11 protein-coding genes are annotated in these 12,889 nt (G+C 60.1%); 7 read left to right on the forward strand and 4 right to left on the reverse strand.

The window, feature by feature from the left end:
- Window positions 1-318 precede the first annotated feature (318 nt).
- The 4 genes from HU754_RS02170 to HU754_RS02185 are packed head-to-tail and all read left to right on the forward strand — an operon-like array spanning window position 319 to window position 3,272.
- Window positions 319-984, forward strand: coding sequence for an amino acid ABC transporter permease (locus HU754_RS02170; protein WP_038359751.1), 666 nt, complete (start codon window positions 319-321; stop codon window positions 982-984).
- The gene (locus HU754_RS02175) at window positions 965-1,624 is read left to right on the forward strand and encodes an amino acid ABC transporter permease (RefSeq protein ID WP_186620787.1); all 660 of its coding nucleotides are present in this window, start codon (window positions 965-967) and stop codon (window positions 1,622-1,624) included. The genes HU754_RS02170 and HU754_RS02175 overlap by 20 nt, the downstream gene beginning before the upstream one ends.
- Window positions 1,621-2,403 (forward strand): amino acid ABC transporter ATP-binding protein, encoded by a 783-nt coding sequence (locus tag HU754_RS02180; RefSeq protein ID WP_186620786.1) that lies wholly within the window; start codon window positions 1,621-1,623, stop codon window positions 2,401-2,403. Before HU754_RS02175 ends, HU754_RS02180 begins: the two co-directional genes overlap by 4 nt.
- The gene (locus HU754_RS02185) at window positions 2,400-3,272 is read left to right on the forward strand and encodes a transporter substrate-binding domain-containing protein (protein WP_186620783.1); all 873 of its coding nucleotides are present in this window, start codon (window positions 2,400-2,402) and stop codon (window positions 3,270-3,272) included. Before HU754_RS02180 ends, HU754_RS02185 begins: the two co-directional genes overlap by 4 nt.
- 270 nt (window positions 3,273-3,542) lie before the next feature.
- On the opposite strand, the gene HU754_RS02190 is transcribed toward HU754_RS02185, so the two are convergent.
- Window positions 3,543-4,739 (reverse strand): AAA family ATPase, encoded by a 1,197-nt coding sequence (locus tag HU754_RS02190; RefSeq protein WP_186620782.1) that lies wholly within the window; start codon window positions 4,737-4,739, stop codon window positions 3,543-3,545.
- A gap of 193 nt (window positions 4,740-4,932) precedes the next feature.
- Between HU754_RS02190 and HU754_RS02195 the strand changes: the two genes are divergently transcribed.
- Genes HU754_RS02195 through HU754_RS02205 form a run of 3 tightly spaced genes read left to right on the forward strand, consistent with a single transcriptional unit; the run spans window position 4,933 to window position 10,204 of the window.
- Entirely contained in the window at window positions 4,933-6,036 is a 1,104-nt protein-coding gene (locus HU754_RS02195; RefSeq protein ID WP_150649910.1) for an efflux RND transporter periplasmic adaptor subunit, read from the forward strand.
- Entirely contained in the window at window positions 6,033-7,097 is a 1,065-nt protein-coding gene (locus HU754_RS02200; RefSeq protein WP_141126910.1) for an efflux RND transporter periplasmic adaptor subunit, read from the forward strand. Before HU754_RS02195 ends, HU754_RS02200 begins: the two co-directional genes overlap by 4 nt.
- Window positions 7,094-10,204 (forward strand): efflux RND transporter permease subunit, encoded by a 3,111-nt coding sequence (locus HU754_RS02205; RefSeq protein ID WP_186620779.1) that lies wholly within the window; start codon window positions 7,094-7,096, stop codon window positions 10,202-10,204. Before HU754_RS02200 ends, HU754_RS02205 begins: the two co-directional genes overlap by 4 nt.
- Before the next feature lie 133 nt (window positions 10,205-10,337).
- On the opposite strand, the gene HU754_RS02210 is transcribed toward HU754_RS02205, so the two are convergent.
- The 3 genes from HU754_RS02210 to HU754_RS02220 all read right to left on the reverse strand — a co-directional run bounded on the left by HU754_RS02210 (window position 10,338) and on the right by HU754_RS02220 (window position 12,889).
- Window positions 10,338-10,964: a class I SAM-dependent methyltransferase gene (locus HU754_RS02210; RefSeq protein ID WP_099757702.1), complete on the reverse strand. Its 627-nt coding sequence runs from the start codon at window positions 10,962-10,964 to the stop codon at window positions 10,338-10,340.
- Between the two features lie 169 nt (window positions 10,965-11,133).
- Window positions 11,134-11,778: a methionine ABC transporter permease gene (locus HU754_RS02215; protein WP_039756400.1), complete on the reverse strand. Its 645-nt coding sequence runs from the start codon at window positions 11,776-11,778 to the stop codon at window positions 11,134-11,136.
- Window positions 11,768-12,889 carry a methionine ABC transporter ATP-binding protein gene (locus HU754_RS02220; RefSeq protein ID WP_186620777.1) on the reverse strand — a complete coding sequence of 374 codons (1,122 nt, stop codon included), beginning with the start codon at window positions 12,887-12,889 and terminating at the stop codon, window positions 11,768-11,770. Before HU754_RS02220 ends, HU754_RS02215 begins: the two co-directional genes overlap by 11 nt.

Raw genomic sequence — 12,889 nt, forward strand, 5'->3', positions numbered from 1 at the left:
CTGCGGATCCAGTCGCTGCGGCACTTTTACGTCCATGTTCTCTTCCTTGTTATGAGGTTGGCCGGGGGAGTCTGGCCAAAAGCTGTTCGTCCTTGGAGGGCTTTCATGAAAAAAAGATCCTTCCTACAGCGCAAAGAAAAATAGCCTTCTTATTCCTTCCCGGCAAACCCACAAGATAGTTTTTTGGGTGATATCAATATGCTTTAACGGTATTTAAATTCTTGTTTTTATACCTATAAAGTCGGTGTCTGCCGGACAGCCATCCGCTGCCCATGGACTGCACCACCGTCGCTTACCGAGCGGCGTTCAGGACGTTTCATGACCTTCGATTACGCATTTATCCTCAGCACCCTGCCGGCGTTTCTCAAAGCCGTGGGCGTAACGCTGCAGGTCGGTTTTATCGCCATTGGCACCTCGCTGCTGGTGGCGCTGCTCAACGCGACGATTCTGGTGTTCCGCACGCCGTACCTGCAAAGACTGGTGGGCCTGTATGTGGAACTGGCACGCAACACGCCGTTGCTGATTCAGTTGTTCTTCGTCTACTTCGCCTTGCCGGCGTTGGGGATCAAAGTCTCTGGTTTCACTGCCGCGATCATCACCATGACCTTTCTCGGCGGCGCTTACCTCACCGAAGTGCTGCGCGCCGGCGTCGATGCGGTGCCCCAAGCGCAACTGGAATCAGGGCGCTCAATCGGCCTGTCCCATGGCCAGTTGCTACGCTACGTGATCCTGCCGCAAGCGGGGATTCTCAGCCTGCCGTCGTTGTTCGCCAATTTCATTTTCCTGCTCAAGGAAACCACCGTGGTCTCGGCGGTGGCCGTGCCGGAAATCCTCTACACCACCAAGAGCTACATCGCGCTCTACTACAAAACCTACGAAATGCTCGCCGTGCTGACGCTGATCTGCGTGCTGCTGTTCTTGCCGCTGTCGCTGCTGCTCAGCCGTCTGGAAAGGAGGCTCCAGCATGGCCAGTTCGGGTCTTGAACTGCTCTGGGTGTCGTTGCCGCAATTGGCCAAAGGCGCCGGGCAAACCTTGTCGATCTCGTTCCTGAGCATCGCCATCAGCACTGTCGGCGGCGTGCTCTACGGTGTGTTGCGCACGCTCAACATCACGTGGCTGAACGCGCTCTTACGGGTGTATCTAGAGCTGTTCCGGGCGATTCCGGTGCTGGTCTGGCTGTACCTGTTGTTCTTCGGCTTGCCGATTTTCTTCGGACTGAGCCTGCCGAGTTTCTGGTGCGCGGTGCTGGTGCTGTCGCTGTGGGGCGCCAGTGAAGTCGGCGAAGTCGCGCGCGGTGCGCTGCATTCTTTACCACGTGGACAGCGTGAAGCAGGGCTTTCGATTGGTTTGAACGCCGCGCAACTCTACGGCTACGTGCTGCTTCCGCAAGCGCTGAAGCGCATGACACCACCGACCATCAACGTTTATACGCGGATCATCAAGACCAGCTCATTGGCGGTGCTGATCGGTGTGGTCGATGTGATCAAGGTCGGCCAGCAGATCATCGAGCGCACCTACGAGTCGGTGCTGATCTACGGCGCGCTGTTCCTGTTTTTCTTTTTTATCTGCTACCCGCTTTCGGCCGCTTCGCGCGTGCTGGAGCGGCGCTGGACGCAAGCATGAGCGCATTGATCGAGTTTCACGGTTTCAATAAATTCTACGGCGAGCAGCAGGTGCTCAACGGCATCGACCTGCAAGTGCAGAGTGGCGAAGTGATCGTCATCCTCGGCCCCAGCGGTTGCGGCAAAAGCACGTTGCTGCGTTGCCTCAATGGTCTGGAAGAAGCCCACAGCGGCAGCTTGAAATTTGTCGGCCGCGAACTGCTGGACAAGTCCACCGACTGGCGCGAGATCCGCCAGCAGATCGGCATGGTGTTCCAGAGTTATCACCTGTTCCCGCACATGAGCGTGCTCGACAATTTGCTACTTGGCCCGCTCAAGGTACAGAAGCGTCAGCGCCGCGAAGCGCAACAGCAAGCCGAAGCGCTGCTCGAACGCGTTGGCCTGGAGGACAAGCGCGATGCCTTCCCGCGTCAGCTCTCCGGCGGCCAGCAGCAACGCATCGCCATCGTCCGCTCGCTGTGCATGAACCCACGGGTGATGCTCTTCGACGAAGTCACCGCCGCCCTCGACCCGGAAATGGTCAAGGAAGTTTTGCAGGTCATTCAGGGCCTCGCCCGCGAAGGCATGACCCTGTTGATCGTCACCCATGAAATGGCCTTCGCTCGCGCGGTGGCCGATCGCATCGTGTTCATGGATGCCGGGCGCATCCTTGAACAGAACCCGCCCGAGATTTTCTTTACGAACCCGCAAACCGCACGCGCGCAGCAGTTTCTGGAGAAGTTCTCCTTCGTGGCAACACTGCCAAAAACGAATCCGACAAAGGAACTGGAACTGTTATGAAAACTGCCGCTTTTTTACTGCCCCTACTGACCCTCGCCTTGCTTGCCGGTTGCAGCAAAACCGAAGAACCGCCGAAGCCGAAAGTCGCCAGCGAAAGCACCGCGCCGGCCGGTTATCTGGACAAGATCAAGGCTCGCGACAAGTTGATTGTCGGTGTCTTCACCGATAAACCACCATTCGGTTTTGTCGACGAAGCGGGGCGCTACGTTGGTTTCGATACCGACATCGGCCGCCGTTTCGCCAAGGATTTGCTCGGCGATGAAAACAAGGTCGAGTTCGTTGCCGTCGAGCCGGCAAGCCGTATTCCATTCCTGCAAAGCGACAAGGTCGACCTGATCCTCGCCAACATGACTGTGACCCCAGAGCGCAAGGAAGCGGTGGAGTTCACTAACCCGAACCTCAAGGTTGCGGTGCAGGCGTTGGTGCCGCAAAGCAGCTCGGTGAAAAACCTCGATGATCTGGCAACCCGCACCACCATCGTCACTACGGGCACGACCGCCGATATCTGGCTGACCAAGAATCATCCGGACTGGAAATTGCTCAAGTTCGAGAAAAACTCCGAATCGCTGCAAGCCCTGGCCAATGGTCGTGGCGATGCGTACGCACAGGACAATCTGGTGTTGTTCAGCTGGGCCAAGCAGAACCCGGGCTATCGCGTGCTGGATGAAAAACTGGGGGCTGAAGCGCCGATCGCGCCGGCGGTGAAGAAGGGCAATCTCGAGTTGCGTGACTGGGTGAATACCGAGCTGACCAAGCTGGGAGAGGAGAAGTATCTGCTCAAGCTGTACGACCAGTATGTGCGTAAAGAGCTGAGTGATGACACCAAACCTGAGAGTGTGATTGTCGAGGGTGGCAAGTGGCAGGGGTGATTGCCTGTTGAGTCGGTGGTGAGGCTCAAGGGCAATCCCTCACCCCAGCCCTCTCCCGGAGGGAGAGGGGGCCGACCGAGGTGTCTTGCATCAGACATCGACCTGACAAACCGAGTCGATTATGGATTCACAGACGCATTTCGCGTCGGCGTCACTTCGATTTTGGATTCACAGATGCATTTTCACGTCGGCGCCACTCTTGAGCATCCCTCGGTCAGTCCCCTCTCCCTCTGGGAGAGGGTTAGGGTGAGGGGCTTTTGGCTGGAACGTTCAATCCGGCCAGTTCCACGGCGGCTCATCCAGCACCCGCTGGCCGACAATCCCGGTCTGCCCCAGGGTTTTCTCCAGCACGATGCAATTGCATTCCGGGTCTTCCTGCAACGCCGAAATCAACCGCCGCGCATGCGACACCACCCACACCTGACACTGCTCCGAGGCACGGATAATCAACCGCGCCAACGCTGGCAGCAGATCCGGGTGCAGGCTGGTCTCCGGTTCGTTCAGCACCATCAGCGACGGCGGCCTCGGCGTCAGTAGTGCCGCAACCAACAGCAAATAACGCAACGTGCCGTCCGACAGCTCCGCCGCCGATAACGGCCGCAACAAACCTTCCTGATAAAACTCGATGGCAAAACGTCCACCGGCCTGCGCTTCGATATGCACCCGCGCGCCAGGAAACGCATCGGTAATCGCCGCACGCATCGCATCGCCATCACCAATCTCGATGATGGTCTGCAACGCCGCCGCCAGATCACGGCCGTCGTGATGCAGCACCGGCGTGCGTGTGCCCAATTGCGGCTGGCGCACCGGTGCATCGGCATCGCTGCGAAAGTGATCGTAAAAGCGCCAGCGGCGAATGAACTCGCGCATCTGGAACACTTCCGGCGAGCTGCGCAGGCTGCCGACCTGATCGAACAGGCTGTCGAAGTTCGGCGTGTGTTGCGCCAGCACATCCCATTGGCGCTCGTTGCGTGTGCGGATCATCGGGCCGTCACGATCCACCAGCAGGCTGGCGGGGCGGTAGAGCGGGCCGGCCCAGATGCACTCGCGCTTGATCTGCGGGTCGAGGCTGAAGCGCGAGGGAATCGGGTGCGAATGCTCGGGCAGCATGAAGTGCCCGTTGGAGTCGGGCAGGCCGAGGCTGATCGAATAGCTGAAATCTTCCCCGGCGAACCCCAGGCGTAGACGCTTTACACCTCGGCGTACTGTCGACTGGATCGGCACCTCGCCGTTACGCATGCGCCGGCTGATGGTTTCCGGCCCGGCCCAGAAGGTCGACTCCAGCCCGCCTTCACGGGCCAGCGCATTGACTACGCCACCCTGAGCGGTTTCCGCCAACAGACGCAAGGCCCGGTAGAGATTGGACTTGCCGCTGCCGTTGGGACCGGTGATCAGGTTCAGCCGGCCGAGCGGGATCACCAGTTTGTTGATCGAGCGGTAATTGGCCACCGCGAGAGTATTGAGCATGGAATTCCTTCTCTTGAGGCGCCCATTGCAGGAGCTGCCGCAGGCTGCGATTTTTTGACGTTGTTTTCAGAAGATCGCAGCCTGCGGTAGCTCCTACAGGGAAATATGGGGATCGAACGGGCGAACGTTGAACCCTGTTCTAAGCTCACAGTCGTATCGTCACTTGCACGTTCGTACACAGGAAGGAGTCTGCATGGCGAGTCCCGGTTTGAAAACAGCGGTCATGCTGAGTCTGCTCACGTTGGTGACCGCCTGCGGCGAGAAAAAAGCCCCTGAGGAATACCTTCCAAGGGTCTTTGTACAGGAAGTGAAACCCACGGATTACGCCGCTTCGGTGACGTTGACCGGTGACGTGCAGGCGCGCGTGCAGACCGAATTGTCGTTCCGCGTCGGCGGCAAGATCATCCAGCGTATGGTTGACGTCGGTGACCGGGTCACGGCCAAGCAAGTGCTGGCCAAACTCGACCCCAAGGATTTGCAGACCAACGTCGACTCGGCTCAAGCCCAGGTCGTCGCTGAACAGGCCCGGGTGAAACAAAGTGCGGCCGCCTTCGTGCGCCAGCAAAAACTCCTGCCCAAGGGTTACACCAGCCAAAGCGAATACGATTCCGCCCAAGCTGCGTTGCGCAGCAGCCAGAGCGCCTTGAGCGCGGCGCAGGCGCAACTGGCCAACGCCAAGGATCAACTCAGTTACACCTCACTGATCGCTGACGCGCCGGGTGTCATCACTGAGCGCCAAGCCGAAGTCGGCCAAGTGGTACAGGCCACGGCACCGATTTTTTCGTTGGCCCGCGATGGCGACCGTGACGCGGTGTTCAATGTCTACGAGTCACTGCTGGCCGAGCGTCCTGCGGACCCCTCGATCGTCGTCAGCCTGCTCGATAACCCTGCCATCAAAACCACCGGCACGGTGCGTGAAATCACCCCGGCGGTGTCGGCGCAGTCCGGTACGGTGCAAGTCAAAGTCAGCCTCGACAGCCTGCCACAAGGGATGCAGCTGGGCTCGGTGGTCAGCGCCACCGCCAAGGGCAGCGGCAAGTCGGCAGTCGAATTGCCATGGTCGGCGCTGACCAAAAACATCAGTGATCCGGCGGTGTGGATGGTCGACGATAAAGGTGAAGCGCAGTTGCACAACGTGACCGTCGGCCGCTACCTGATCGGCAAGGTCATCATCAGCGAAGGCCTCAAGGGCGGGGAGAAAGTCATTGTCGCCGGTGGGCAGTTGTTGCATCCCGGCATGAAAGTCGAAATCGCTGAAAACACCTACAAGGATCTGCAACCGGGAGCACAGCCATGAAGCGTCTGGGGCTGTTATCCGTGGGTGTGTTGCTGGCGGCCTGCTCGAAAAGCGAGCCACCTCCGGAGCCGGTACGTCCGGTGCTATCGGTCAAAGTTCAAGCGTTGAGCGAGGAAAGCCTCGGGCGTTTCGCCGGCAGCATCCAGGCGCGTTATGAAAGCAACACCGGTTTCCGCGTCGGTGGTCGCATCGCCAGCCGCAACGTCGATGTCGGAACCGAAGTGCAAAAGGGCACGCTGCTCGCCACCCTCGATCCGTCTGATCAGCAGAACCAATTGCGTTCGGCCCAAGGCGACCTGGCCAGGGTTCAGGCGCAACTGATCAATGCCCAGGCCAATGCCCGCCGTCAGCAGGCGCTGTTCGATCGTGGCGTAGGGGCGCAGGCACAACTGGACATCGCCACCACGGACTTGAAAACCACCCAGGCCTCGCTGGACCAGGCACGGGCGGCGGTCAATCAAAGCAAGGACCAGCTCGGCTATACCGAACTGCGTTCCGACCATAAAGCCGTGGTCACCGCGTGGAACGCCGAAGCCGGGCAAGTGGTGACGGCGGGCCAGCAGGTCGTGACTCTGGCGCAACCGGACATCAAGGAGGCGGTCATCGATCTGCCCGACACCCTGGTCGATCAGATTCCTTCCGACGTGGTGTTTCTGGTGGCCGGGCAACTCGACCCGAGCATCAACACCACGGCAACCCTTCGCGAGATCGAACCGCAGGCGCAAAGCGCCACGCGTACTCGTCGGGCACGCCTGACTCTGGCCGAGACACCGGACGGTTTCCGCCTCGGCACGGCGATCAGCGTGACCCTCAGTTCGGCGATCAAACCGCGCATCGAATTGCCGGCTACCGCTTTGCAGGAGGTCGACGGCAAACCACGGATCTGGGTCATCGACACCCAGAGCAAAACCGTCAGCCCCCGCGACGTCAGCGTGATCAGTCGCAGCGACAGCAGCGTAGTGCTCGCGGGCGGCGTGAAGAACGGCGAGCGCGTGGTCAGCGCCGGCGTCAACAGCCTCAAACCCGGACAATCGGTAAAACTTGACGAGGACAGTCAATGAAAGGCTCTTTCAACCTCTCCGAATGGGCCCTCAAGCATCAGTCATTCGTCTGGTACCTGATGTTCGTCGCGTTGCTGATGGGCGTGTTCTCGTACTTCAATCTGGGCCGCGAAGAAGATCCGTCGTTCACCATCAAGACCATGGTGATCCAGACCAAATGGCCGGGCGCGACCCAGGAAGAAACCCTCGCACAGGTCACCGACCGCATCGAGAAAAAACTCGAGGAACTCGACTCCCTCGACTACGTGAAAAGTTACACGCGCCCCGGCGAATCGACGGTGTACGTGTACCTGCGCGACACCACCAGCGCCAAGGACATCCCGGAAATCTGGTACCAGGTGCGCAAGAAGATCGACGATATTCGCGGGCAGTTCCCCAAAGGTATTCAAGGGCCCGGGTTCAACGACGAGTTCGGTGATGTGTTCGGCTCGGTCTACGCCTTCACCGCCGACGGCCTGACCATGCGCCAGTTGCGCGATTACGTAGAACAGGCGCGGGCCGAGATCCGCAATGTACCGGGGCTGGGCAAGATCGAAATGATCGGCCAGCAGGACGAAGTGATTTATCTGAACTTCTCCACCCGTAAACTGGCGGCGTTGGGTATCGATCAGCGTCAGGTTGTGCAGAGCCTGCAATCGCAGAACGCCGTGACCCCGGCCGGTGTGATCGAGGCCGGCCCTGAGCGGATTTCCGTGCGCACTTCGGGGCAGTTCGCCTCGGAGAAAGATCTGGCCGAGGTCAATCTCAAGCTCAACGACCGTTTCTATCGCTTGGCTGACATCGCCGACATCACTCGCGGTTACACCGATCCGGCTACCCCGGAATTCCGCTTCGACGGCAAACCGGCCATCGGTCTGGCGATTGCCATGCAGAAGGGCGGCAACGTTCAGGAGTTCGGCAAGGCGTTGCACCAACGCATCGATGAACTGACCGCAGACTTGCCGGTTGGCGTGGGTGTGCACACCGTGTCCGATCAGGCGGTGGTGGTGGAAGAAGCGGTCGGTGGCTTTACCAGTGCCCTGTTCGAGGCGGTGATCATCGTGCTGGTGGTCAGCTTCATCAGCCTCGGCGTGCGCGCCGGCCTGGTGGTGGCGTGCTCGATTCCGCTGGTGCTGGCGATGGTGTTCGTATTCATGGAATACAGTGGCATCACCATGCAGCGGATTTCGCTCGGTGCCTTGATCATCGCCCTCGGTCTGTTGGTCGACGATGCGATGATTACCGTGGAGATGATGGTCACGCGCCTGGAAATGGGCGAGACCCGCGAGCAGGCCGCGACGTTCGCCTACACCTCGACGGCGTTCCCGATGCTCACCGGCACGCTGGTGACCGTCGCGGGTTTCGTGCCCATCGGCCTCAATGCCAGCTCCGCCGGTGAGTACACCTTCACCCTGTTCGCGGTGATCGCCGTGGCGATGCTGGTGTCATGGGTGGTGGCGGTGTTCTTCGCTCCGGTGATCGGCGTGCACATTCTCAGCGCCAACGTGAAACCCCATGAAGCCGAGCAGGGCCGCGTCGGGCGTGCGTTCAATGGCGGTCTGCTGTGGGCGATGCGCAATCGCTGGTGGGCCATCGGCATTACCGTGCTGCTGTTCGTGCTGGCAGTGTTTTGCATGCGCTTTGTGCAGAACCAGTTCTTCCCTTCCTCGGACCGGCCGGAAATTCTCGTCGACCTGAACCTGCCGCAAAACGCCTCGATCGACGAAACCCGCAAAGCCGTCGACAAGCTGGAAGAAACCCTCAAAGGCGACGCGGACATTGTGCGTTGGAGCACCTACATCGGTCAGGGCGCGATCCGCTTCTACCTGCCGCTCGACCAGCAATTGCAAAACCCGTACTACGCACAACTGGTGATTGTCAGCAAAGACTTCGAAGCCCGCGAGGCCCTGAGCCAACGCCTGCGTGAGCGCTTGCACAAAGACTTCGTCGGCATTGGCAGTTACGTCCAGGCGCTGGAAATGGGCCCGCCGGTGGGGCGTCCGATCCAGTACCGGGTCAGTGGCAAGGACATCGATCAGGTGCGCAAGCACGCCATCGACCTGGCCACCGAACTGGACAAGAACCCGCACATCGGCGAGATCATTTACGACTGGAACGAGCCGGGCAAAGTCCTGCGCATCGACATCGCCCAGGACAAGGCGCGGCAGCTCGGGTTGTCCTCCGAAGACGTGGCGAACCTGATGAACAGCATCGTCAGCGGCGCGCCGCTGACCCAGGTCAACGACGACATCTACCTGATCAATGTGGTCGGCCGGGCGGTGAATTCGGAGCGCGGTACGCCGGAAACCCTGCAGAATCTGCAGATCGTTACGCCCAACGGCACGTCGATTCCGCTGCTGGCGTTCGCCACCGTGCGTTATGAACTGGAGCAGCCGCTGGTGTGGCGTCGTGACCGCTTGCCGACCATCACCATCAAGGCCTCGGTGCGCGACGAGATCCAGCCGACCGATCTGGTGAAACTGCTCAAGCCGTCGATTGATGCCTTCGCTGACAAACTGCCAGTGGGCTACAAGGTCGCCACCGGCGGTACGGTCGAGGAAAGCGGCAAGGCCCAAGGGCCGATTGCCAAGGTTTTGCCGTTGATGCTGTTTTTGATGGCGACCTTCCTGATGATCCAGTTGCACAGCGTGCAGAAGATGTTCCTCGTCGCCAGTGTCGCGCCGCTGGGGCTGATCGGCGTAGTGCTGGCGCTGGTGCCGACCGGCACGCCGATGGGCTTCGTGGCGATCCTGGGGATTCTCGCGCTGATCGGCATCATCATCCGTAACTCGGTGATCCTCGTGACGCAGATCGATGAGTTCGAGCAGAAAGGCTATGCGCCGTGGGATGCGGTGGTGGAAGCGACCGAGCACCGGCGCCGGCCGATCCTGTTGACCGCGGCAGCGGCGAGCATGGGCATGATCCCGATTGCCCGGGAAGTGTTCTGGGGACCGATGGCTTACGCAATGATTGGCGGGATTGTGGTGGCGACGTTGCTGACGCTGCTGTTCCTGCCGGCGCTGTATGTGGCCTGGTACAAGATTCGCGAGCCGAAGAAGGATCAAGTCAACAACGACCCTCACCCTAACCCTCTCCCGGGGGGAGAGGGGACTGACCGAGGTGTCTGACGCTATCCATCGACCTGAAGGATCGGGTCGATTATGGGTTCAGCGAAGTTCGATCAAGTCGGTGTACTTCTACAATCTCCCCCAATCTGCTCTGGGAGAGGGCTGGGGGTGAGGGACTTGTCTCTGACTCGACTCAAGCCTTACGCCAAACGCTGGCCAACCAAGGCTGCTGCTCACGCGGCAGCCCGGCCGGCCGATAGTAATGCTCAAGCTCGACAAACCCTGCCGCCGTCAGCAACTCCTGCCACGCCTCAAGATCGTGATACGAGCCATAGCGCGGCCCGTTCCAGCCCTCACGGTTATCCCCGCGTGGATTCGAGCTGAAGAGCACACCACCGGGCTTCAGGGCGCCATGCAATTGCTTGAGCACCCGTGGCAATTCCTGCAAAGGCACATGAAACAACACCGCGTTGGCGAAGATGCCGTCGAAGCGTTCGGCCGGCAGATCCAGCTTCAGAAAGTCCTGTTGCAGCACCTCGCAGCCACTGTCTTCACGGGCCATTCGCGCAAACTCTTGAGAGCCGTCGAGCCCTACAGCGACATGCCCCATGCGCGTAAACGTTTGCAGATCCCGCCCTGGGCCGCAGCCAAAATCCAGAATCGTGAATGGCGCCGTGCCCTGAATATGCCGTAGCAACGCATCGATGTTCTGGCTGACATCGTGATCGCGGGTGCCTTCGCGGAAGTCTTCGGCCACTGAGTTGTAATGGCCGAGGGTGGTGGCGGTGATCTGTTCGAGATCGGTGGGGGTCTGCTTCATGGTCGAGGGCTGCACGGGCAAAGGAGATTTGCCGAATATACGCCATCGGGTTCGGGGCTGCTGCGCAGCCATTCGCGAGCAGGCTCGCTCCCACAGTGGAACGCATTCCAAATGTGGGAAGCCTGCTCGCGATAACGGTTGTGAAGGCGCCGCATGAGCTCGGCCAGACTCAGCGCTTGTTCAACCCCCGCGCCAAGCGATCCCCACCCAACTGAATCACCGCGACCAACGCCACCAGCAACACAATCACCGTCAACATGATCTGGCTGTCAAAGCGCTGATAGCCGTAGCGATAAGCGATATCCCCCAAGCCACCGGCACCAATCGCCCCGGCCATGGCCGAGGAGTTGATCATCGTCACCAGCGTAATCGTGAACCCGCCGACAATCCCCGGCAGCGCCTCGGGCAATAGCACATGCCAGACAATGTGCCAACGTCGGCAACCCATCGCCTGCGCGGCTTCGATCAAACCATGATCGACCTCACGCAGGCTCACTTCGGCAATCCGCGCAAAAAACGGCGTCGCCGCAATCGTCAGCGGCACCACGGCCGCCCACACTCCGTACGTGGTGCCGACAATCAACCGGGTAAACGGAATCAGCGCGACCATCAGAATCAGAAACGGGATCGAGCGGAACAGGTTCACGAACGCGCCCAAGGCACGGTTCAACAGCGGCGCTTCATAGATGCCGCCCTTGTCGCTGGTGACCAGAATCACCGCCATGGGAATCCCCACCAGCAGCGCTATCAGCGACGACACGCCGACCATCAAAAACGTGTCGATGAAACCCTGCAGCAAGCGATCAAACCACATAACCCAATACCTCCACGTGTTGCGCCCACGGTGCAGCGCGCTCACGCAATTGCTCGGCGCTGAACGATGAGCCGCTGACGGCCAACAGCAGTTGCCCCAGCGCATGCCCCTGAATCCGTTCGACGCCGCCCTGAAGCAGCTTCACCCGGCCACCCAATGCCGCGAACAGTGCCGCCAGATCCGGCTCGTCACTGGCGCTGCCGGTGAACTGCAAACGCAGCACCACAGCGGCATCGGAGGACGGCGCTTGAGCCTGCAAACGACTCTGCAGTTCTTCCGGCAACGCGTGTTGCAGCGGCGCGAGCATGGTCTGGCTGACCTCGTGCTGCGGATTGCCGAACACTTCCCAGACCGGGCCTTGCTCGACCACCCGCCCGTGCTCAAGCACGACAACGCGGTCGCAGATTTCGCGAATCACAGCCATCTCATGGGTAATCAATACGATGGTCAGGCCCAGGCGTTGGTTGATCTCACGCAGCAAGCCGAGGATCGACTGCGTGGTTTCCGGATCAAGGGCTGAAGTCGCTTCGTCGCAGAGCAAAATATCCGGGTCGTGCACCAGCGCACGGGCGATGCCGACTCGTTGTTTCTGCCCGCCAGAAAGCTGCGCCGGATAAGCCTTGTGCTTGCTTTGCAGACCGACCAGTTCGAGCAATTCGCGGACTTTTTTGTCGCGCTGCTCTTTTGGCACGCCCGCGACTTTCAGCGGCAATTCGACGTTCTGCCAAACGGTCTTGGCCGACATCAGATTGAAGTGCTGGAAGATCATGCCGATGCGCCGGCGCAAAGCAACGAGACGGTCTTCATCGAATTCGCCGATGTCGACCTGATCGATCAGCACGCGCCCGGACGTCGGCTGTTCCAAACGATTGATCGTCCGAATCAGCGACGACTTGCCGGCGCCGCTACGGCCGATGATGCCGAACACTTCACCGCGCTGGATCGCCAGATCAATGCCCTGCAAAGCCGCGACCGGGCCTTGCCGGCCGTTGTAGGTTTTGCCCAGACCGATGAAGCGTACGTGGGCGCGATTCAGCTCAGGGTGCAGCTCGGTTTTTTCAGCATGGTGTGGCTCTGGAATCTCCAGTCGCCGTTGGATCGCGGCCGTCAT

It is taken from the genome of Pseudomonas zeae (assembly GCF_014268485.2).
Taxonomy (GTDB): Bacteria; Pseudomonadota; Gammaproteobacteria; order Pseudomonadales; family Pseudomonadaceae; genus Aquipseudomonas; species Aquipseudomonas neuropathica.